Source organism: Pantoea dispersa, from assembly GCF_035783935.1.
Classification (GTDB): domain Bacteria; phylum Pseudomonadota; class Gammaproteobacteria; order Enterobacterales; family Enterobacteriaceae; genus Pantoea; species Pantoea dispersa_C.
Map to the genome: position 1 here is coordinate 428533 of NZ_JALKOV010000003.1, position 20385 is coordinate 448917.

Below are 20385 nucleotides of genomic sequence, written 5' to 3' on the forward strand. Positions count from 1 at the left end.
GGTAAGCAAAGCGAGGAAACGCTGATATGAGCCCAGGCTCAAATTTGTCCGGTTAAGCATGCCACAGCAGCTGGCCCAGCAGCGGCGCCAGCAGCACCGTGAGCACGCCGGAGAGCATCATCACCAGGCTGGAAACTACGCCCTCCTGCTGGCCAAGCTGATAGGCGCGTGCCGTGCCGGCACCGTGCGAGGCCGCGCCAAAGCCGGCGCCCTTCGCCACGCCCTGCTTAATCGCGATGCGTAAAAACAGCACGTCGCCCACGGCCATGCCAAACACGCCGGTGATCACCACGAACAGCGCCACCAAATCGGGCTGGCCGCCAATCGGCTGGGCCGCCGCCAGCGCAAACGGCGTGGTGATGGAGCGCACCGCCAGGCTGCGCTGGATGCTCTCAGGTAGCGTCAGCAGCCGCGCCAGCCACACCGAACTGCATACCGCCACCAGCGTGGCGGTGATCACACCCACGCTAAGAGACAGCCAGTGGCGGCGGATAATATGCAGGTTTTCGTAAACCGGCACCGCAAAAGCCAGCGTCGCCGGCCCCAGCAGCCACAGCAGCCAGTGGCTTTCGGCGATGTAATCCTGCCAGCTGACGTGCGTCAGCAGCAGCAGCGCCACCAGCACCAGCGGCGTTAACACCAGCGGCATCAGCAACAGCGTGGGCCTGCGCCGGTACAGGCGTTTATTGAGGTAGTAAACCAGCAGCGTCAGCGCCAGACACAGCAGGCTAATGATGAAGTCAGTCACGATCGCCCTACTTACGCGCCGCGCGCGCCAGTTCGAAGCGGTATAAACGATCAACCACCAGCGAGGTCGCGGCCAGCACCATCAGCGTACTGACGGCGATCACCACGCAGATGCGCCAGCCTTCGCTGCGCAGCAGGTCGCTGTAATTCACCACCGCGACCACCGCCGGAATGAAAAACAGCAGCATTTCGGCCAGCAGCCAGTTGGCCCCGGCTTTTACCCAGCGCAGCGGCACGATACCGCTGACGATCAACAGCAACAGCAGCACCATGCCCACCACATTGGCCGGTAACGGCAGATGCAGCCAGCTCACCAGCTGGCCGCTGGCAACAAACAGGGCGATATACAGCACCAGCTGCAGCGGTACCGTGACGCGTTGCAGAATATCCGTGGTGCGCGGACGAAGCGCGGACGCCATTTCTCTCTTCCCCTCAAAAATTCAGGGTTTCAGTATAAATCCGCGCCAGAGTGTGAAAGAAATGAATTAAAATTATTCAAACTATGCCAAAAAGGAATGTTTATGGACGTGCGTGCCCTGCGTTACTTCACCGAAGTGGTGCGTCAGCAGAGCTTTACCCGCGCGGCGGAGAAGCTGTACGTGACGCAGCCCACCATCAGCAAAATGCTGCGCCAGCTGGAAGAAGAGCTGGGCTGCACGCTGCTGCTGCGCGAGGGGCGCAAGCTGCATCTCACCGACAGTGGCCAGGCGGTGTATCAGCGTGGCCTGGCGATTTTGCAGGAGTTTCATCAGCTGGAGGCGCAAATCAGCGACATCAATCAGCTGAAAACCGGTGAGCTGCGGCTGGGCATTCCGCCGATGGTCGGCATGCAGATTGCCGGGTCGATCTCCGCGTTTCGCCGCCGCTATCCCGGCGTCCAGCTTAAAATTTCCGAGTTCGGTGGCCTGACGGTCCAGCAGGCGGTGCTGAGCGGCGGGCTGGATATCGCGCTGACCGCCCTGCCGATTGATGCGGAGCTGCCGCTGAACACGCTGGAGCTGATGCGCCATCCGCTGTGCGTGCTGCTGCCGCGCAGCGCGCGCTGGCTCAACCGCACCAGCATGACGCTGGCCGAGCTGGCTCAGCATCCCCTGCTGATCCTCAACGAAGAGTTTTCGCTTAACCGCCAGCTGATGAAAGCGTTTCAGCGCCAGGGAGTGATGCCGGATATCGCGCTGCGTAGTGCGCAGTGGGATTTTCTTGCCGCGATGGTGCAGGCGGATATGGGGCTGGCGATCCTGCCAGAGCCGATTTGCCAGCGTCTGGATAAACAGGCCTTGCTGTGGCTGCCGCTGGAGTCGGAGCTGCAGTGGCGTCTGGGGCTAATCTGGCGCGAAGGCAGTTATCTGTCGCGCAGCGCGCAGGCGTGGATTGCCTGCTGCCGCGAACACTGGCCGGATAACGCGCCACGGCTATCGCTGTAACAAAGCGGCCGCCCTGTAGTTCAGGCGGCCGCGGGATCGGAGAGCAGCAAAACGCGGCGGTTATTCCTCTTTCTCAATCAGCAGCGCTTCCAGCAGATCGAGGTCGCGCAGCAGGCGCTGCATGGTCTCGTTGGTGATCTGCTGGGTGGCGCGCAGATGATAGACCTCGGCGCGTTCGGCGCGCAGCGCGGTCAGACGGAAACGGCGCTCCAGGTTTTCCGCAAACAGCGCCTGTTCCATATCATCTTTGCCATCGACGCGACGGCGCAGATTGCCAATCACCCGCAGGCTGACCTCTTTCAGCAGTTCAGGATCGATGTTCTCTTCGGCATCGTTCTCCAGCCGCTGCTCCATTTTGTGCAGACTCTCGATAGCGACACCGGCCATTGCGGCCCGCGCGCTCTGGATTTCGCGGCGATGCCCCACTTTGTCGTGGCTCTCAATACCGCGCAGCAGAATCGGCAGCAAAATCACGCCGACGAACAGCGAGAACAGAATCACGCCGGTGGCGATAAACACCAGCTCGTAGCGCGCCGGGAAAGGTTCGCCGTTGCTGAGGAACAGCGGAATCGACAACACACCGGCCAGCGTGATAGCGCCGCGCACGCCGGCAAAAGAGGCGATCAGCAGTTCACGCAGCGAGTAGCTGGAAAACTCCAGCGGCTTCTTCTTCAGCAGGCGCAGGCTGGTGCGCTTCATGATCCACAGCCAGCCGAAGCGCACGATCATCAGCGCGCCATATACCAGCGCGACGTCGGCGAACAGCATCCACAGCTCGACGTTAGGATCGGCGTTCGCCTGAGCAATCGAGGTGGAGAGAATGTCCGGCAGTTGCAGGCCCAGCATCAGGAACACCATGCCGTTGAACACAAACTCCAGCATCTGCCATACGCTGTTGGCGCGCAGGCGCATCGCCAGCGGTGCCTGCCGGATGATGCCGGAACGGGTGATGGTCATACCGGCCGCCACTGCCGCCAGAATGCCGGAGACGCCGAGGTGTTCAGCAATCAGGTAAGAGGCGAACGGCAGCAGCAGCAGCAGTACGGTTTGCGTGGCCGGATCGTCACCACTCCAGCGGCTGAGCAGGCGCAGCGAACGACCGTACAGCCAGCAAACCGCGACACCGGCCACCAGGCCGCCAATCGCTACTTTGAGGAATTCGACGCTGGCACCGCCCCAGGTGAACACCATGGTGCCCATCGCTACCGCGACAGCAAACTTAAGCGATACCAGGCCGGACGCGTCATTCATCAGCGCCTCGCCCTGCACAATCGACATGATCTTTTTCGGGATGCGCCCTTCACCGACGATGCCGGAGAGCGCCACCGCATCGGTCGGTGACAGCACCGCCGCCAGCGCAAAGGCCGGAATCAGCGGAATGCCCGGCACCAGCCAGTAAATCAGGTAGCCGATACCGACCACGGTAATCAGCACCAGCACCAGCGCCAGGCCGATAATTTCACGGCCGTGATGCAGGAATTCGTTGATCGGCGTTTTCCAGCCGTCGGCAAACAGCAGCGGCGGAATAAACAGCACGAGGAACAGTTCGGGGTCAAAATCGACGTGCAGACCAAAGGTTGGCCAGGCCAATAGCGCGCCGGCCGCGATCTGTACCAGCGGGAGCGGGATCTGAAACGGCAGGATACGTGCCGCAACGCCGGACAGCGAAACCACCAGCGTCATGATGAGAATAGTAAAGAAGATTTCCATGCTTTCCTTAGGCGAATCATATTAATCGAAGCGATGTTGCGTCGGAAAGTGTAAAACAAAACGCCGCCCGGCGGGGCTACGCGATGTGCGGCGTGTGCGATAAAGAGAATAATCCGGACTGACGCCCGGATTGCGGTCAGATAGCCCAGCCGCCCGCGTAGAACGCCACCAGCGCCACAGCAATCACCACCGTGCCAGCGTTGAGCTTGCGCCACTCGCCGGCAAACAGGCGGCCAATCACCAGTGCGGCAAAGCCGAGCATGATGCCGGTGACGATGTTGCAGGTCAGCACAATGAACACCGCCGTCAGCAGGCCAGACATGGCATCGACGAAATCATTGAAGTCGATTTTGGCCACGTTGCTCAGCATCAGCAGGCCGACATACATCAGCGCTGGCGCGGTAGCATAGGCCGGTACCAGATAAGCCAGCGGCGACATGAACAGAATCAGCAGGAATAGCAGTCCGACGACAATCGCCGTCAGGCCGGTTTTACCGCCGGCGGCAGTGCCGGCCGCGGATTCGATATACACTGCCGCGGGCGAGGCGCCGACCAGCCCGGCAAACAGGCTGCTGATGGAGTCAGTGGTCAGTGCGCGCCCGCCATTGATAATCTGGCCATCTTTATCCAGCAGGTTCGCCTGCCCGGCCACCGCACGAATGGTGCCGGTGGCGTCAAACACCGCGGTCATCACCAGCGCCAGCACGCTCGGCAACACCACCGGCTGCAGCGCGCCCATGATATCCAGACTGAACATCGCCGACTGGCCGCTGGCATCACGCAGGCTCGGCATGGCAAACAGCCCCTGCCACTTTACCGCCGGGTCGAAAATCAGCCCAAGCAGGGAAATGGCGATGATGGTCAGCAGGATGCCGCCCGGCACGCGCCGTTTTTCCAGGCCAAAAATCGCCGCCAGCCCGATCAGCGCCATGATCACCGGGAAGGAGGTAAAGTGACCAAGCGCCACCGGCAGGCCCGGCGCCGGGTTTTTTATCACCAGACCGATGCCATCGGCGGCAATCAGCAGCAGAAACAGGCCGATACCGACGCCGGTACCGTGCGCCACGCCCATCGGCAGGTTACGCAGAATCCACGCGCGAATGCCGGTGACCGAGATCAGCGTAAACAGCAGGCCCATCAGGAAGACCGCGCCCAGCGCCACCGGCACACTAATGTGCTGCCCCAGCACCAGGCTAAACGCGGTGAAGGCGGTCAGCGAAATGGCGCAACCAATCGCCATTGGCAGGTTGGCCCACAGCCCCATGATGATGGAGCCGAAGCTGGCCACCAGACAGGTGGCGACAAACACCGCCGTTGGTGAAAAGCCCGCTTTGCCGAGCATGCCAGGCACCACGATGACCGAATAGACCATCGCTAAAAAGGTGGTGAGACCGGCCAGCACTTCCTGTCGCACGCTGCTGCCGCGTGCTGAAATGTGAAACCAGGCGTCCAGTTTTCCCCTGGCCGGGCGTGATTCGCCAGACATAGTTATTCCTCTGTATTTTTAAGATATAGGTCACCGCGCGGCTCGCGTTTGCGCATCATCCTGGTGAAGATGTCTCAGAGAGAAAAGCAGGCAAACGATTACGTGGCCGCGTATTCCAGGTCAAAAAGGGGTGACGCGGAAAAAAGGCAAACGATTATCTGGCGTTTAGGGTGGCGTTTTCAACTGCTAATCACCTGGCGGGCAGGATAATACCCAGCTCTGGCGCGGTTGCAGCTGGCGTTTCGCTGGTGCAGGCAGGAAATAACGGATGAAAAAGGCTGACATTTCAGGCGGTTTGCTACAGTGCCGCGACAGCGCGTCGCGGCATGCTGATCTGCAGCGTTAACGGTGCGTCTTAACCGTTATTGAACTGGATTGGGCCGCCCTGCTCCAGCGCACGCTGCCACGCGGCCCGTTGCTGCATACTCTCCAGCCAGCGCGCCGTGGCGGGCATCTCGCCCAGCGCACCGCGCATTTGCAGCGCCAGCAGCGGAAAACTCATCTGCACATCGGCAATACTAAAGCGTGAACCGGCAAAAAAGCGCTGCTGGCTCAGGTGCTGCTCAATCACTCGCCCGTGTAACGCCAGCTGCTTGTTCAGCCACGCTTTCTGAATGCCTTTGCTCAGCGCCACACCAGCCGGGCGCAGCAGCCACGGCACCGGCTTTTTACCGAACTGAGCAAACACCAGCTTCATCACCAGCAGCGGCATCAGTGAGCCCTCAGCATAGTGCAGCCAGTAGCGCGCCTGAATTTGCTCCTCTTCATCATGCAGCGCCAGCAGGTGCTCGCTGTCATACTTCAGCTGCAGATATTCGAGGATGGCACCCGATTCGGCGATCACCCGATTGCCATCGGTAATCACCGGCGACTTACCCAGCGGATGCACTTTCTTTAATTCGTCCGGTGCCAGCAGGGTGTTTTCCCGCTGATAGCGTTTGATTTGATACGGCACCGCCAGTTCTTCCAGCAGCCACAGCACCCGATGCGAGCGGGAGTTTTCCAGATGGTGAACGGTAATCATGCGCGATTCCTTGCAGCTAAAGGGTTGGCAACTAGTATAGCGGATTAACGCTGCGGCTCGTCCTGTTGCGGATCGAGCAGCACTGCGCCGGAGCCCTGCTGTCCGAGCCGGTCACCCGGATTGCGCAGCGGGCAGTCACGCATCGACAGGCAGCCGCAGCCGATACAGCCGTCCAGATCGTTGCGCAGACGCGTCAGGGTTTCGATGCGCTTATCCAGCTCTTCGCGCCAGTGCTGCGTCAGCGCGTCCCACTCCTGCGTCGACATGCGCTTATTCGCCGGCACGTGCATCAGGCTGTCGCTGACCGTCGCCAGCGGAATCCCGATGCGCTGCGCGATTTTGATGATGGCCACGCGGCGCAGCACGTCACGGCTGTAGCGGCGCTGATTGCCACCATTGCGCGTACTGCTGATCAAGCCTTTGCTTTCATAAAAGTGCAGCGCCGACACCGCCACGCCGCTGCGCTTCGCCACTTCGCCCGGCGTCAGCACCGGTTTTGGGTAATTGCGATCTTTTTTCATTCAGGGCCTTTACCTCAAGTTAACTTGAGGAATTATACTCGCAACCCAGCAAAACAGCGAATTTCAACACCAGGCGATAACCTTGCAGAAGGATCAGGCTATGATGCAACAGGAAATCATTCATTCACTGACTCACTGGATCGATCAGAATCTGGATAAAGCTCTGTCGATTGATGAAGTGGCGGCTAAATCGGGTTACTCAAAGTGGCACCTGCAGCGTATGTTCCGTACCGTCACGAAACAGACGCTGGGTGGTTACATTCGTGAACGCCGTCTCACGCTGGCCGCCGAAGCGCTGCGGCAGACGCAGCGTCCGGTATTCGATATTGCCATGCAGTACGGTTACGACTCGCAGCAGACCTTTTCGCGCGTGTTCCGCCGTCAGTTCTCGCAAACCCCGACCGCTTACCGCCACAGCATGCGTCGCCAGGCGATGGTGCAGCGTCCGCGTCTGGTCAACTTTGACTGCAGCGAAGGCATGAACAGCTTTGCCCAGCGCACCACCGGCGAGTGCTGCCCGGTACGCTGAAGTCAGTGCGCCCCGCGTGGGCGCGCCTTTCTTTCTCCCTCTTCTCCCTTCATATCATCGCCTGCCCTGTCCGGCCTAAATTTTGTTCAAATTTTCAAATCCAGTGATATAATGTGACCCAAGTCACAGATTCAAGCTGTATGAAGACGACAGAAGGGCTTCCCTGACCTCCCTTGTCTGCCGCCAGTGATGTCCGATGAATGTCAGGGATATTACTGATTTGAAGAGGTTTTTCGCCGATGGCCACGTTAACTACCAGTCTGATCGTCATGCGTTGGGAATTGCTCAGCGCGGTAATGATGTTTCTCGCCAGCACCATGAAAATTAAACTGCGTCAGAACAGTCATCATGTGATGGCGCTGATGTGCGGCGGCCTGGGCGTGGCCATGTCCTGCTGGTTCGTGACCGGCCTGCTCGGCATCACGCTGAGCATGGAAAACGTGCATAACTTCATGTCCATCACCAAAGAAACGTTTATTCAGGTGATGAGCCAGACGCCAGCCGACTGGCCAATGCCGTAAACGCGGCGCATAAAAAACCCCGCTAAGCGGGGTTTTTTATTTTGCTGTGTGATTTCAAATTTTCTTCAATACGGCAGGAAGTGGCACTTCCGGCACCGTGACGTCCGATCTCTGCGTATCGCGACGATCCTGAATCCACATATCACCCATCATCTGATTGAGCCCGCGATCCAGCCCGGTGACCAGCCCGGCGCCCGGCGTAAACGTCAGCTCCCCGAAGTAGATCTGCTCGCCGTCGATGTACCAGTCAACGCGCACATAGTCGAAGTCGCTGGCCAGCGTTTTGCTCAGCGCCAGCGCGTGCTGCAGCTGCGGCAGCAATGGCGTCACATCCAGCCCGGTATCGCGAATCTTGTGATACGCCTCATTAAGATTGTTGACGTAAAAGTTCATCGACAGCAGCGGATTACAGCGGTTGTAGATCACCTGCAGCACATATTCAAAATTGCCGTCGCGCTTGTTGAACATGTGAAATTTGTAATCGATCGGCGCGGTTTTACCGTCACCGATGTACTTTTCCACCAGGATGCGCGGCTTGATGTAGCGATAGTGAATCTCGCGCGCCTCATTGGCGAAGTCGGTCTTCAGCCAGCGCTGACAGTCGCTGATGATCTGCTGTTTCTTCAGCGCATCCGGCTCTTCCAGCAGGATTTCCACCATGTTTGAGCCGTGATTTGGCTTAATCACCGTGTTCTTCCAGCTCGACAACGTATGCAGCGAGTGCGGATCGCTGGTCTCATAAACCAGCGGAATCAGATACTCGCTGCCCACCTTCTCGGCGATATATTCACGCACCGAATACTTGTCAGACAGGCGGCCATAGCACTGGTAGTCGCCGTAAACGAATTTGCGGTACAGCACTTTCTCATTGAACACCTTCGGCTGGCGCAGGTTCGGCAGCTTACGGAATTTGTGAAAGTAGTAGATGCGATCCTGATACGCCCAGGGCATCTTTTTGATGAAATACTGTACGCTTCTTCTGAGTTCGTCTTTCAACCTGATCATATCTGACCTCATTTGTAGGTTTTGTAGTTGAGTGAGGAAACCTGAATTTTTTGGATGACGCCGTTTTTGAAGAAGTAATTCATTACGGTCAGGGACAGTAATTCAGTGATGAAGACGCTCCAGGCGGCACCCATGATGCCGTAGCCCTGGATCAGCCACCACGACAGCGGCAGGCTGATAACCATCAGGCAGAGAATCTTCTTCAACAGATAGTTAAACCCGCCTTCTTTCACCATGTAGCGATAAGCGACGGTCCCCATTGCCGAAAAGCAGGTTGCTAACGACAGTAACGTAATGAGACTTCCGGACTGTGTGTACTCGTGACCATATAAAGCGATGATGATTTTTTCGCCGTACAAGGCGATCACCGCTAATAACAGCAATGAAACTCCCATGACATAGCCGTTCAGCCGCGCGGTGAGCTTGATCGCGGCTGCTCCACGCTCGCGGAAAATCTCCGAGAAGCAGGAAGTGATGATGGCAACCGGGATAAAAATCCAGGAAGCCGAAATGGTATTCGCGGCGGCGAACAGGCCAAGATCGCGCGCCGAAGCGATGCCCGCGAGGAACATCTGCGCCGCTTTCACCTGCACCGAGATAAAGATGCTGGAGATGGCCAGCGGCAGGCCGGCATACATCAGGTAGCGCAGGTAAGTGCTGCGTTTGTCCTGTGGCGGCGCCAGATCCTGATTCTCGCGGTAGAAATTGATGCGCTTGATGGCATACGGCACCAGCGTAACGATGACAATCGAGGCGGTGAGCCACAACGGGTTCAGGTGCAGCCAGGCGATGGTGAAGCTCAGGGCAAAGCCCAGCAGCAGACCAGCCGAATTGGCAACGGTATTGAGCCGCGACGCCAGCCGCGCATTGTTGTAGACGCTGAACGTATCCTGAGTGACAAACACCGACGAGATAAACGAGGCCAGTGCAAACGCAAGGAAGTTTTCCTGCATGTTGTACCAGACCCAAATCAACACCGGGATGGATGTCAGCAACAGCAGCACCAGGCGCATCGTCCGCGCCACGGTCATCAGTCGCAGGCCTTTCGGCGCACTTTTGCTTATGCGCTTAAACAGGATGGTTTCGGTGCCAAAAATCGCCACGGTTTGCACCATGGAGAACAGCGAGGTCGAAAACGCCATTTGGCCAAACACCGTGGGGCCAAAGGATTTTGCCACGTAGGAGGTCACAAATATGACGCCGAATACCGAGACGATCTTCTCAGACATCATCCAGGCGGCATTAGACATTACGCTCAATTTCATTGACTGGTCCTTAGTATTACTTACAGCAACTGCTTTTCGGTACAACGTCCTTGAAATGAATTAACAAGCGCTCAGTGGGCCTGACACAATTTAATAACTTCAAACCAGGCTGGTCCGAAAAATGAGACTCGCATCAGAGTTTAGCGATTAAATTCAGGAAAATTCCGATTAAACCTGGCGCGAAGCCCGATGGATGTAAACGATTTCAACCCGAATTCAGGACAAAAGTTCACAGGCACATCCTGATTTTTTTGCAAGCAGGCTATGCCGAATTTCCAATGATTGTCGTATTTTTCTGCATTTGGGATGGAATGAATCTATATCAAAAACCCAGCACCAGGAAGGCGTTCAATGGCATTCAGAATAAAATAAGATTTATCCCATGATGATATTTATTCTAAATAACTTAATTTAACCCTCGCAATTCTAATCGCGCACTTTAATACTGCATTAATACCGTTTTTGCAGTACCAGATATTAATACAGTAATTCTCATCCACTAATTGATAAGAAAGGTAAGAGCATTTATGAGAAAGTCACGATATAGCGAAGAGCAAATCACAAATGCCATTAAAGCTTCTGAAACGGGAGTGAAAGTCAGGGAGATTTGTGAGGAGCTGGGCATTTCCGAGGCCACCTTCTACAGCTGGAAGAAGAAGTTCTCCGGGCTTTCCTCTGAGGAAGGAAGAAAAATCAAAGAGTTGGAGGATAAACTGCAGAACCTTACGCGCGAACTGCAGGCTCTGAGCTCTGATAAGGAGATGCTGCAAAGCGTGCTGAAAAACTTCTTCACCACGAATGAAAAGCGTCAGGCGGTCAACTTCCTGCAAACCACTTTCGACATTGGCACCCGTCGTAGCTGTCGTTTACTGGATATTAGCCGTAGCGTTTATCATTATCCGTCTGGCTCCGATAATCGCTAATACCATTGAGGCCGATGTTATATGACTTAATGCTGAGATTTGTTCTTACCAGAAGAGATGAAGATCATTAAATTCGGCATTCGCTACATAACAATTCGAACCACTTTTTCCTGATGAATGCCATCACGGAATCACTTCCTTTTTTGCGGTAAAATTGATTCACACCAGCAAAAGCTCCGCTTTTCAAGCCATTTAGACCAAGCCCAATCTCATTTGTGTGAGATTGGCGCTTCGTCTATTACTTCACTATTACTAATAATCAGACCTGATCACAGACAATTCTGTTAAGCGTTAATGAACAACAGCGTGTAACCGTTCACACATTCGCTCTGTTTTTAACTGGATCTGGCCGCTGCGGTTATGATCGCTTTGGTCATTCGCGCTAGTCGGGTAACTCTTAAACCACACCAGGAATACTCCGGTTAAAATACGTTATGAGGTTTAAACTATATGGCCTAAAAACGGTTACCTGCGCTAAATACTGCGTTTAAATTCATCGCCAGCTTTAATCTTTTTTTTGCGCGCCAGTCGGGAATCATTCTTAACCCAGCGGGTACCGCTTAAGGCTAAAGTGGTTTATCAGACTGCATTTTCAGTGCCACAGCCGGGTAAAAACCCGCTGATCCGGCGCGTTTTTTCGTCGTAAATCAACGTTAGCTTGCCCGCTACCGGCGGTTTTTATCCATCCGGATCGCTAAACGCTGACGTTGAGCGTGGTAAAACCGCGATGAATACCGGAGATTTTATAGCGGAAGGGAATGAAAACCGGGCTGCAGCACCGCCGGTCGGTTATATCGCCTGCGCGTTCTGGCCGGGAATGTGCCGTGTGAACGGATTTTACGCCTGGTCAAATTCCTAAAATATCAGGAGAAAGCGCTGCTGAGCGGTTAACTCAGCAGCGAAAGGCGGGTCAGGAAAGCGACGTCAGCCGCTGCGGCTTAATGCGCATGGCGTAAATCACCCCAACAATCAGGCAGCCGATACCTATACCGGTGAGCAACGGTGGCCAGCTCTGGCGGTAAATAAAGGTCCACAGCAGGCCAGACAGCGTTTCGAAGACGATGAGCGGTCCCATCACCACCGTGGGTAAGCGCTGACTGGCCGCATTCCAGCACAGCGCAGCCAGCCATGAGCAGAATAAACCGATTGCCAGCATCAGCCAGATGAAGCGTGCCGGCTGCGGACCAAACGGCAGCGCAAAGTCAGGCTGCTGCCAGTGAATCTGCAGGCTTACTAACCCATAAAACACCAGCGCCAGCGGCAGCGTTACCAGCCCCTGCGCAGTGGCCCAGCTTGACGGCCGATGCTGCGGATGTTCGCGCAGCCAGCGCGCATTGCGCAGCGGATACCAGGTCCAGCACGCCATCGCCAGCACCGCCAGCAGCAGACCAGCGAGGTAGTTCCAGAGATCGAATGCCGGTCCCTGCCCGTGCAACTCCGCCGCGTTGACGCAGCCCAGCCCGACAGCAATGATCACCAGCGCGGGCATCAGGCGGCGCCACGGCAGTCGCCCTTCGAGGTGGCCATAACAGAGGTTAGCGGTAACGGTGATCACCACCGGCAGCGTGCCGATGATCATGGTGGAGACCGGTGCCCCGGTGCGCTGAATCGCGCTGGCCAGGCAGGCGTAATACAGCAGATTGCCCACCAGCGACAGTTTTACGGCTTCCATCCAGTCCGGCCGCGTCAGCTGTTTAAGCCGCCGCCGGCTGAGCCACGCCAGTGGCAGCACCACCAGACCAAAGGCAACATAGCGGCCCGCCGATTGTAACGCGCCCGGATAGCCGGGGATCAACAGCGGCCCGACGAAAATCATGCCCCACATCAGCCCCGCCGCGAGGGCAAACACTATTCCTGCAAACATACACCTTTCCTTTATCTTCAATCCGCCACAGTGTGGCGCAGGAAATGGCGAAAGGCTTGTAGCAGATTGCGGTTAACGGCCGCTAAATACCTGTTTTTGATAGCGCCCAGGCGTGATGCCGTAGCGATGGGCAAACGCGCGCGTCAGGTGCGCCTGATCGGTGAGGCCAACCGCCGCCGCCACGCTGGCCGCTCCCTCGCCCTGCGCCAGCCGCTGTTTGGCTTCGAACAGGCGGAATGCCATCAGCATTTGATGGGGCGTGACGTGAAAGTGTTGTTTGAAACTACGCAGAAAATGCCACGGCGACAGCGACACCAGCGCCGCCAGCTCCTCCAGCCGCACCGGTTCTGCCAGATTGTCTCGCAGCCAGGCTTTCACCACATCAAAACGGTGGGCGCCTTCGCGTGGCCGCGCAACGCCCTGCTGCGCCAGCGGACGCAGCCATTCCAGCAGATCCAGCAGCGCGCCCTGCCGCTCCAGCGCGCTTTGCGCCTGCCACATCTGTGCCAGCGCCTGGGAGAAAGGTTGTGCCAGACGCGCATCGGTGCGCAGCGCATCGCTGAACCACCAGTTGCGATCGCCGGTTAGCCGATCCATCTCCGCCGGATCGATATAGATCATGCGATAACGCCAGCCTTCGGCGCAGGCCGATTCCCCGGTGTGCAGTTCGTCAGGATTCATCATCACCAGCGAATGCATCGGCGCGACATAATTGGTGCCGCGGTAGCGAAAGCGCTGCGCACCGGATTCGATGGTGCCAATCCCGAAGGCTTCGTGGGTATGCGGCTCAAAAGCGTAGCGGGAGATGTGCGCCTGATAAAGCTCAATGCCCGGCAGCTCAGCAAAGTGTTGAAACTGCGCACGATCCTGCTCACAGGGAAAGACTTCAGGAACCACCGTCACCACTCACCTCCACACGCAATCAGGCAGTAAGCATGCGCGGCGCGCACGAAAAAAGCAAAGCCCAATCGCTTTACGCGCGTGCCACTTCAGCGCGACACTGGTGCCTGACTTATAAAGGAGGCGACAATGGCACAACGGGTGGTAATGGTAGTGGATATGCAAAATGGCGTGCTGGCAACGCCGCGTTACGACCGCGACGGGCGCTGCGGCCGCATTAATCAGCTGATGGCCGCCGCCGATCAGGTGATTTTTATTCAGCATAGCGGGCCGGATTTAGCCGTCGACTCTGCAGACTGGCAGATTGTCGCCGAACTGGAACAGCCGGCCGACGCGCTTTATGTTAACAAAACCGCCTGCGACAGCTTCTGGCAGACCGGGCTTGCGGCGCTGCTTGAACAGCATCAGGTCGACAGCTTCGTCATTTGCGGCTGCGCCACCGATTACTGCGTCGACACCACCATCAAAGTCGGGGCCAGCCTTGGCTATCACATCACCGTGGCCGCCGACGCACATACCACCGCCGATCGCACTTATGTGTCAGCGCAGCAGCTGATTCATCAGCACAACGAAGTGTGGGCGGATTTGATCATGCCGGGCAATCCGGTGCGGGTTAAAACCACGGAAGAATTACTGCGGGAGTGGCGCGCGCATTAAGGGTTGCGCCATTGAAATTATCTGACAAGTGTCAATAATAGAACATGACACTTGTCTGTATGGAGTTTCTCAGATGCGAGCTTATATTCCTCAGCCCCAAGCCAATGACAACGCGCTGTGGCGGGTTGCTGGCCTACCTCCACGTGGTATTGAGTTAACGCGTATGCTGGAAGCCGGTTTGCCGGTGGCCGTCATTGATGATATCCGTCACTGGTCGGCCATGACGCGCGCCGAAATCATGAAGGTCACAGGGATTAATGAACGCAACATTGCCCGACGTAAAAGCACGGGTAAAAGTCTTTCACCCGACGAAAGTGAACGTGTCGCCCGCTTCGTCCGCGTGATGGATGCCGCCGTTCAGCTTTTTGCTGGTAATAAAGAAGAGGCCACCCAGTGGCTGAGCCGACCGGTGAAAGGACTAGGCAATGTTGCGCCCATCACCTTACTGACGACGGAAAGCGGTGCGCTGGATGTGCTCGATCTGATTGGCCGACTGGAGCACGGTGTTTTCTCATGATTTTTTATCGGCTGACGAAGAGCCAATATGCGGCTGAAGCCTGGTCCGGTTATGGCGCAAAACAGTATGGTGGACGCTGGAATCATAAAGGCTATCCCACCGTTTATGTTGCCACGTCGGTGTCACTCGCAGCACTGGAAGTGCTGGTCCATATCGGAAGAGAGTCGGTGCTGGATGAATACACCTTATTCAGTATCGACATTCCGGATGCTGAAGTTGCCTATCTTGCTGAAGCATTTTTACCGCCGGACTGGCGTCATGATCCAGCGCCACTGTCGACAATGGATCTCGGCACCGGTTGGCTGCAATCCGCTGAAGGTGCCGCGCTGATGTTACCTTCCACGATTATCCCGATGGAAAACAACGCAATATTAAATCCGCTTCATCATTCTTTTAAAAGCGCTCTTACCAGAGTGAAAGAGTTACCTTTTGTCTTTGATCGACGCCTTATATAAGGATGATTTTTCCTCGCAGAAAAGGACATTGAATGAAAACAGCAAAATTAGCTGCTAAAAGAATAATTTACTTTTACTACGCAGCCATTTATTACTTTTGTATATCAATAACTTTTTTAGCCAAAACAGAAACAGCTAAAAGAAGCATAACAGCGTTAGTATTGTTTTTATTTTCGCTGATCATTTTTTTTACATTTATGGCCAAAGGATTTTTCAGAACCCCACCCCACAAAGGCATTATTAAGAACCCTAAGCACAGAAAGATAATAACGCAATACAACTCCAGCATTGTATTAGCACTTTATTCTTCAATTATTTTTTTCTGTGCTATCTTATCTTATCTTTTTCAGACCGAAAAAACAGTTTCACTTTTATTGTTACTAAGCTCGACAGTATTACTTTTCCTTTCTTCCAGCGTCTTCCTTTCTGAAAGCAACATCTACAACCAGCACTACAAAAGTGCCACCTCATGGATAGTTAAAATCGGCTGGATTGCAGGCTCCTTCTACGCCTATGCGCAAGCCAGACATGATTTTATGAATATTGCCGATTTAACTTATGACCAGACTGCATCACGCTTTTGTGTCATTCTCTATGCAGGCTTGATTCTCATAACATATGTTTCACTGGCAGTTGCCTCTGCAGGGGTAGCTTTATTTTTCTTTGAAGAAACCAGCACCAACGTCAATAAAAAAGACATCATTATTATTAGAGACTCATCCCCTCTTTTTATTCCACTAACCATGACAGCCTTTGTCACTCTATTAATAATAATATCTAACTTAAAACCAGTATTTAACACTGCTCTAAACATCAGTATTCCCGTGGATGCTACAGAAACATTTAAATGTAATGGTGCATCAATGATGCTTGCAGGAGAAGGAGAGAAATATTACCTTCTACTAAATGAAGGTGAATATCGTGTTTTTACACATAAAAATAAAAATTGGTATAGTTCAAGACTAACATGCCTTAAAGAAAAACCTTATTTCGAAATATCTGAAATAAAAAACAAGAAAGACATCATTACAAGTAACTTTGAAAACCTTAAGAAAAATGCACTGGATAATTTCAACGCAATAATTAAATAGAAAATAATAAAAAACCCTCGCAGAAGCGAGGGCTAAAAAATCAATGAAAATCAGAACGGGATGTCGTCGTCGAAATCCATTGGTGGCTCGTTGTTCGCCGGTGCGCTCTGCTGCTGGGGACGCTGTTGCGCGCCGCCGCTGAACTGGTTACCGCCACCCTGCGGCTGCTGCGGCTGGCCCCAGCCGTTATTGTTGTTGCCGCCGCCCTGGCCGCCCATAGGTGCGCCACCGCCGTTGCCGCCCTGCTGACGGCCGCCCAGCATCTGCATGGTGCCGCCCACGTTCACCACCACTTCGGTGGTGTATTTGTCCTGGCCGCTCTGATCCTGCCATTTACGGGTGCGCAGCTGGCCTTCAATGTAGACCTGCGAACCTTTACGCAGGTACTCGCCCGCCACTTCGGCCAGCTTGCCGAACAGCACGACGCGGTGCCATTCGGTGATCTCTTTGTTTTCACCGGTTTGCTTGTCGCGCCAGCTCTCTGACGTGGCCAGCGTAATGTTGGCTACCGCGCCACCATTCGGCATGTAGCGCACTTCCGGATCCTGACCCAGATTCCCGACAAGAATCACTTTGTTTACGCCACGACTGGCCATGTTGCTGTCTCCCGATGAGTTGATGCTAAAAGTCTAAGCGAAAAATTGTATCACGTCACAATGACGCTTCCCACTTTCGAGCGGGGTTCCAGTTTTTCGGCCGTAACAGGATAGCAAAAACACTGGATATTTATTCAGTTTATTTTTTGTGCCATAATGATGCGTTTCTGCTGGTCATGCTGGCAAGGCATGGCGAGCGTTGCTTAATCCGGGAAAGGTGAATGGATAAGATTGAAGTCCGCGGTGCTCGCACCCATAATTTGAAGAATATCAACCTGATCATCCCACGCGACAAGCTTATTGTAGTGACCGGTCTGTCGGGTTCCGGTAAGTCTTCGCTGGCGTTTGATACGCTGTATGCCGAAGGCCAGCGCCGCTATGTTGAATCACTCTCTGCCTATGCGCGCCAGTTTCTTTCCTTAATGGAGAAACCGGACGTTGACCACATCGAGGGTCTGTCGCCCGCCATTTCCATTGAGCAGAAATCGACGTCGCATAACCCGCGCTCGACCGTCGGCACCATTACGGAAATTCATGACTACCTGCGCCTGCTGTTTGCCCGCGTGGGCGAGCCGCGCTGCCCGGATCATAACGTCACGCTGGCGGCACAAACCGTCAGTCAGATGGTCGATCAGGTTCTGGCACAGGATGAAGGCCGTCGCCTGATGCTGCTGGCGCCGGTGGTAAAAGATCGCAAAGGTGAACACACCAAAACGCTGGAGAATCTGGCGGCACAAGGTTACATCCGCGCGCGTATCGATGGCGAAGTGTGCGATCTGTCGGATCCGCCGAAGCTGGAGCTGCAAAAGAAACACACCATTGAAGTGGTGATCGATCGTTTCCGCGTGCGCGACGATCTGGCGACGCGTCTGGCCGAATCCTTTGAAACCACGCTGGAACTGAGCGGCGGCACGGCGATCGTCGCGGATATGGACGATCCTGACAGCGAAGAGATGCTGTTCTCGGCCAACTTTGCCTGTCCGGTATGCGGTTACAGCATGCGCGAGCTGGAGCCGCGCCTGTTCTCGTTCAACAACCCGGCCGGTGCCTGCCCGACCTGTGACGGCCTTGGCGTTCAGCAATATTTCGATCCCGATCGCGTCGTGCAAAACCCGGAGCTGTCGCTGGCCGGTGGCGCCATTCGCGGCTGGGATCGCCGTAACTTCTACTATTTCCAGATGCTGCGCTCGCTGGCGGAACATCTGAATTTCGATGTCGAAGCGCCGTTCAATAGCCTGAGCGACAAAGCGCGCGAGGTAATTCTGTACGGCTCCGGCAAAGAGAATATTGAGTTCAAATACATTAACGATCGCGGCGATACCTCGGTGCGTCGTCATCCGTTCGAAGGCGTGCTGCACAACATGGAGCGCCGTTACAAAGAGACGGAATCCAACGCGGTGCGCGAAGAGCTGGCGAAGTTCATCAGCAACCGCGCCTGCGCCAGCTGCGAAGGTACGCGCCTGCGTCGTGAAGCGCGCCATGTGTTTGTGGAAGATACCAACCTGCCGACCATCTCGGATATGAGCATCGGTCACGCCATGGATTTCTTCCGCAACCTGAAGCTGAGCGGCCAGCGCGCTAAAATCGCCGAAAAAGTGCTGAAGGAAATTGGCGATCGCCTGAGCTTCCTGGTCAACGTCGGCCTGAATTATCTGTCAATGTCGCGTTCAGCGGAAACGCTGTCCGGCGGTGAGGCGCAGCGTATTCGTCTGGCGAGCCAGATCGGTGCCGGCCTGGTTGGCGTCATGTACGTGCTGGATGAACCGTCTATCGGTCTGCATCAGCGCGACAACGAGCGTCTGCTGTCGACGCTGATTCACCTGCGCGATCTTGGTAACACCGTGATCGTGGTTGAGCATGATGAAGACGCGATTCGCGCCGCTGACCATATTATCGATATCGGTCCGGGGGCTGGCGTGCACGGCGGCCAGGTAGTCGCGGAAGGTGACGTGCATGCCATCATGGCGCACGAAGATTCTCTCACCGGCCAGTTCCTCAGCGGCAAGCGTGAAATCGCCGTGCCCGCAGAACGGGTGAAAGGCGATCCGTCCAAAGTGCTGAAGCTGAGCGGCGCGCGCGGTAACAACCTTAAAGACGTCACGCTGACGATTCCGGTTGGCCTGTTTACCTGTATCACCGGCGTGTCCGGATCGGGTAAATCGACGCTGATTAACGATACGCTGTTCCCGATTGCGCAGCGCCAGCTGAACGGTGCCACCAGCGGTGAAGCCGCACCGTATCGTGAGATCGCCGGGCTGGAACATTTCGACAAAGTGATCGACATCGATCAGAGCCCGATCGGCCGTACGCCACGTTCAAACCCGGCCACTTACACCGGTATTTTTACGCCGGTGCGTGAGCTGTTTGCCGGCGTGCCGGAATCGCGTTCGCGCGGCTACAACCCGGGTCGCTTTAGCTTTAACGTGCGCGGCGGCCGCTGTGAAGCCTGTCAGGGCGACGGCGTGATTAAGGTCGAGATGCACTTCCTGCCGGACATTTATGTGCCGTGCGATCAGTGCAAAGGCAAACGCTATAACCGCGAAACGCTGGAGATTAAATACAAAGGCAAGAGCATCCATGAAGTGCTGGAGATGACCATCGAAGAAGCGCGTGAGTTCTTTGATGCGGTGCCTGCGCTGGCACGTAAGCTGCAGACGCTGATTGATGTTGGCCTGTCGTATATTCGTCTTGGCCAGTCGGCGACCACACTATCCGGTGGTGAAGCGCAGCGCGTCAAGCTGGCACGCGAGCTGTCGAAGCGCGGCACCGGTCAGACGCTGTACATTCTGGATGAGCCAACCACCGGCCTGCATTTTGCCGACATCCAGCAGCTGCTGGAAGTGCTGCATCAGCTGCGCGATCAGGGCAATACCATCGTGGTGATTGAGCACAACCTCGACGTGATCAAAACCGCTGACTGGATTGTCGATCTCGGTCCGGAAGGCGGCAGCGGCGGCGGTGAAATCCTGGTGGCCGGCACGCCGGAAACCGTGGCGCAGTGCGAAAAATCGCATACTGCTCGCTTCCTCAAGCCGATGCTGAAAAAGTAGGTTTACCGCGCCGCACTGACTGTTGCGGCGCGTTTTTTTGCACTCACTACCGCTCACCGTTCCGGCTGTTCACCAGCCGGTGCAATAGTCTGAATGCCTT

The 20385-nt window shown here is 55.6% G+C and carries 20 protein-coding genes; 9 read left to right on the forward strand and 11 right to left on the reverse strand.

Features of this window, described 5'->3' with window-relative positions; genetic code table 11:
- Window positions 1-52 precede the first annotated feature (52 nt).
- Together MXF20_RS09070 and MXF20_RS09075 are read right to left on the reverse strand one after the other, a co-directional pair.
- Window positions 53-748 (reverse strand): LrgB family protein, encoded by a 696-nt coding sequence (locus MXF20_RS09070; RefSeq protein WP_021507825.1) that lies wholly within the window; start codon window positions 746-748, stop codon window positions 53-55.
- Window positions 749-755: 7 nt separating this feature from the next.
- A complete protein-coding gene (locus MXF20_RS09075; protein WP_325968911.1) occupies window positions 756-1166 on the reverse strand; it encodes a CidA/LrgA family protein in 411 nt (136 codons plus the stop codon).
- Between the two features lie 102 nt (window positions 1167-1268).
- On the opposite strand from MXF20_RS09075, the gene MXF20_RS09080 reads away from it, so the two are divergent.
- Complete coding sequence (locus tag MXF20_RS09080) at window positions 1269-2171, forward strand: LysR family transcriptional regulator (protein ID WP_325968913.1); 903 nt, start codon at window positions 1269-1271, stop codon at window positions 2169-2171.
- A gap of 60 nt (window positions 2172-2231) precedes the next feature.
- Here the strand turns inward: MXF20_RS09080 and MXF20_RS09085 are convergent, their stop codons facing one another.
- The 4 genes from MXF20_RS09085 to soxR form a co-directional block, all read right to left on the reverse strand.
- Window positions 2232-3881: a Na+/H+ antiporter gene (locus tag MXF20_RS09085; RefSeq protein WP_325968915.1), complete on the reverse strand. Its 1650-nt coding sequence runs from the start codon at window positions 3879-3881 to the stop codon at window positions 2232-2234.
- A gap of 136 nt (window positions 3882-4017) precedes the next feature.
- Window positions 4018-5367, reverse strand: coding sequence for an NCS2 family permease (locus tag MXF20_RS09090; protein ID WP_325968916.1), 1350 nt, complete (start codon window positions 5365-5367; stop codon window positions 4018-4020).
- 355 nt (window positions 5368-5722) lie between these two features.
- Complete coding sequence (locus MXF20_RS09095; protein ID WP_325968918.1) at window positions 5723-6391, reverse strand: glutathione S-transferase; 669 nt, start codon at window positions 6389-6391, stop codon at window positions 5723-5725.
- 44 nt (window positions 6392-6435) lie between these two features.
- Window positions 6436-6912 carry a redox-sensitive transcriptional activator SoxR gene (gene soxR, locus MXF20_RS09100; protein WP_325968919.1) on the reverse strand — a complete coding sequence of 159 codons (477 nt, stop codon included), beginning with the start codon at window positions 6910-6912 and terminating at the stop codon, window positions 6436-6438.
- Between the two features lie 100 nt (window positions 6913-7012).
- Here soxR and soxS point away from each other — a divergent pair, with 100 nt between their 5' ends.
- Window positions 7013-7441, forward strand: a complete 429-nt coding sequence (gene soxS / locus MXF20_RS09105) for a superoxide response transcriptional regulator SoxS (RefSeq protein ID WP_325968920.1) — start codon at window positions 7013-7015, stop codon at window positions 7439-7441.
- A gap of 239 nt (window positions 7442-7680) precedes the next feature.
- Entirely contained in the window at window positions 7681-7962 is a 282-nt protein-coding gene (locus MXF20_RS09110; protein ID WP_325968921.1) for a YjcB family protein, read from the forward strand.
- Window positions 7963-8016: 54 nt separating this feature from the next.
- On the opposite strand, the gene MXF20_RS09115 is transcribed toward MXF20_RS09110, so the two are convergent.
- On the reverse strand, window positions 8017-8967 hold the full coding sequence (locus tag MXF20_RS09115; RefSeq protein WP_325968922.1) for an ATP-grasp fold amidoligase family protein: 951 nt from the start codon (window positions 8965-8967) through the stop codon (window positions 8017-8019).
- An 8-nt stretch (window positions 8968-8975) separates the two neighbouring features.
- Window positions 8976-10232, reverse strand: coding sequence for a polysaccharide biosynthesis C-terminal domain-containing protein (locus tag MXF20_RS09120; protein ID WP_325968924.1), 1257 nt, complete (start codon window positions 10230-10232; stop codon window positions 8976-8978).
- Window positions 10233-10759: 527 nt separating this feature from the next.
- Between MXF20_RS09120 and MXF20_RS09125 the strand changes: the two genes are divergently transcribed.
- Window positions 10760-11155: a transposase gene (locus MXF20_RS09125; protein ID WP_128599283.1), complete on the forward strand. Its 396-nt coding sequence runs from the start codon at window positions 10760-10762 to the stop codon at window positions 11153-11155.
- A gap of 910 nt (window positions 11156-12065) precedes the next feature.
- Here MXF20_RS09125 and MXF20_RS09130 read toward each other — a convergent pair.
- Window positions 12066-13019, reverse strand: coding sequence for a DMT family transporter (locus tag MXF20_RS09130; protein WP_325968927.1), 954 nt, complete (start codon window positions 13017-13019; stop codon window positions 12066-12068).
- A gap of 72 nt (window positions 13020-13091) precedes the next feature.
- Window positions 13092-13922, reverse strand: coding sequence for an AraC family transcriptional regulator (locus MXF20_RS09135; protein ID WP_325968929.1), 831 nt, complete (start codon window positions 13920-13922; stop codon window positions 13092-13094).
- Between the two features lie 126 nt (window positions 13923-14048).
- Here MXF20_RS09135 and MXF20_RS09140 point away from each other — a divergent pair, with 126 nt between their 5' ends.
- The 4 genes from MXF20_RS09140 (at window position 14049) to MXF20_RS09155 (ending at window position 16639) form a co-directional block, all read left to right on the forward strand.
- Window positions 14049-14576, forward strand: a complete 528-nt coding sequence (locus tag MXF20_RS09140; protein WP_325968930.1) for an isochorismatase family protein — start codon at window positions 14049-14051, stop codon at window positions 14574-14576.
- 73 nt (window positions 14577-14649) lie between these two features.
- Entirely contained in the window at window positions 14650-15093 is a 444-nt protein-coding gene (locus tag MXF20_RS09145; protein ID WP_325968931.1) for an antitoxin Xre/MbcA/ParS toxin-binding domain-containing protein, read from the forward strand.
- Complete coding sequence (locus MXF20_RS09150) at window positions 15090-15548, forward strand: RES family NAD+ phosphorylase (protein ID WP_325968932.1); 459 nt, start codon at window positions 15090-15092, stop codon at window positions 15546-15548. The genes MXF20_RS09145 and MXF20_RS09150 overlap by 4 nt, the downstream gene beginning before the upstream one ends.
- Before the next feature lie 32 nt (window positions 15549-15580).
- Window positions 15581-16639 carry a hypothetical protein gene (locus MXF20_RS09155; RefSeq protein ID WP_325968934.1) on the forward strand — a complete coding sequence of 353 codons (1059 nt, stop codon included), beginning with the start codon at window positions 15581-15583 and terminating at the stop codon, window positions 16637-16639.
- A 50-nt stretch (window positions 16640-16689) separates the two neighbouring features.
- Here MXF20_RS09155 and ssb1 read toward each other — a convergent pair whose 3' ends face one another.
- Window positions 16690-17235 (reverse strand): single-stranded DNA-binding protein SSB1, encoded by a 546-nt coding sequence (gene ssb1, locus MXF20_RS09160; protein WP_325968936.1) that lies wholly within the window; start codon window positions 17233-17235, stop codon window positions 16690-16692.
- A 221-nt stretch (window positions 17236-17456) separates the two neighbouring features.
- Here ssb1 and uvrA point away from each other — a divergent pair, with 221 nt between their 5' ends.
- On the forward strand, window positions 17457-20285 hold the full coding sequence (uvrA, locus tag MXF20_RS09165) for an excinuclease ABC subunit UvrA (RefSeq protein WP_325968937.1): 2829 nt from the start codon (window positions 17457-17459) through the stop codon (window positions 20283-20285).
- Window positions 20286-20385 lie beyond the last annotated feature (100 nt).

Bases quoted from the DNA above. Each gene is read 5' to 3' on its own strand.
- MXF20_RS09075 (WP_325968911.1), bottom strand. From the start codon at position 1,166: ATGGCGTCCGCGCTTCGTCCGCGCACCACGGATATTCTGCAACGCGTC.
- MXF20_RS09080 (WP_325968913.1), top strand. From the start codon at position 1,269: ATGGACGTGCGTGCCCTGCGTTACTTCACCGAAGTGGTGCGTCAGCAG.
- MXF20_RS09085 (WP_325968915.1), bottom strand. From the start codon at position 3,881: ATGGAAATCTTCTTTACTATTCTCATCATGACGCTGGTGGTTTCGCTG.
- MXF20_RS09090 (WP_325968916.1), bottom strand. From the start codon at position 5,367: ATGTCTGGCGAATCACGCCCGGCCAGGGGAAAACTGGACGCCTGGTTT.
- MXF20_RS09095 (WP_325968918.1), bottom strand. From the start codon at position 6,391: ATGATTACCGTTCACCATCTGGAAAACTCCCGCTCGCATCGGGTGCTG.
- soxR (WP_325968919.1), bottom strand. From the start codon at position 6,912: ATGAAAAAAGATCGCAATTACCCAAAACCGGTGCTGACGCCGGGCGAA.
- soxS (WP_325968920.1), top strand. From the start codon at position 7,013: ATGATGCAACAGGAAATCATTCATTCACTGACTCACTGGATCGATCAG.
- MXF20_RS09110 (WP_325968921.1), top strand. From the start codon at position 7,681: ATGGCCACGTTAACTACCAGTCTGATCGTCATGCGTTGGGAATTGCTC.
- MXF20_RS09115 (WP_325968922.1), bottom strand. From the start codon at position 8,967: ATGATCAGGTTGAAAGACGAACTCAGAAGAAGCGTACAGTATTTCATC.
- MXF20_RS09120 (WP_325968924.1), bottom strand. From the start codon at position 10,232: ATGAAATTGAGCGTAATGTCTAATGCCGCCTGGATGATGTCTGAGAAG.
- MXF20_RS09125 (WP_128599283.1), top strand. From the start codon at position 10,760: ATGAGAAAGTCACGATATAGCGAAGAGCAAATCACAAATGCCATTAAA.
- MXF20_RS09130 (WP_325968927.1), bottom strand. From the start codon at position 13,019: ATGTTTGCAGGAATAGTGTTTGCCCTCGCGGCGGGGCTGATGTGGGGC.
- MXF20_RS09140 (WP_325968930.1), top strand. From the start codon at position 14,049: ATGGCACAACGGGTGGTAATGGTAGTGGATATGCAAAATGGCGTGCTG.
- MXF20_RS09145 (WP_325968931.1), top strand. From the start codon at position 14,650: ATGCGAGCTTATATTCCTCAGCCCCAAGCCAATGACAACGCGCTGTGG.
- MXF20_RS09150 (WP_325968932.1), top strand. From the start codon at position 15,090: ATGATTTTTTATCGGCTGACGAAGAGCCAATATGCGGCTGAAGCCTGG.
- MXF20_RS09155 (WP_325968934.1), top strand. From the start codon at position 15,581: ATGAAAACAGCAAAATTAGCTGCTAAAAGAATAATTTACTTTTACTAC.
- ssb1 (WP_325968936.1), bottom strand. From the start codon at position 17,235: ATGGCCAGTCGTGGCGTAAACAAAGTGATTCTTGTCGGGAATCTGGGT.
- uvrA (WP_325968937.1), top strand. From the start codon at position 17,457: ATGGATAAGATTGAAGTCCGCGGTGCTCGCACCCATAATTTGAAGAAT.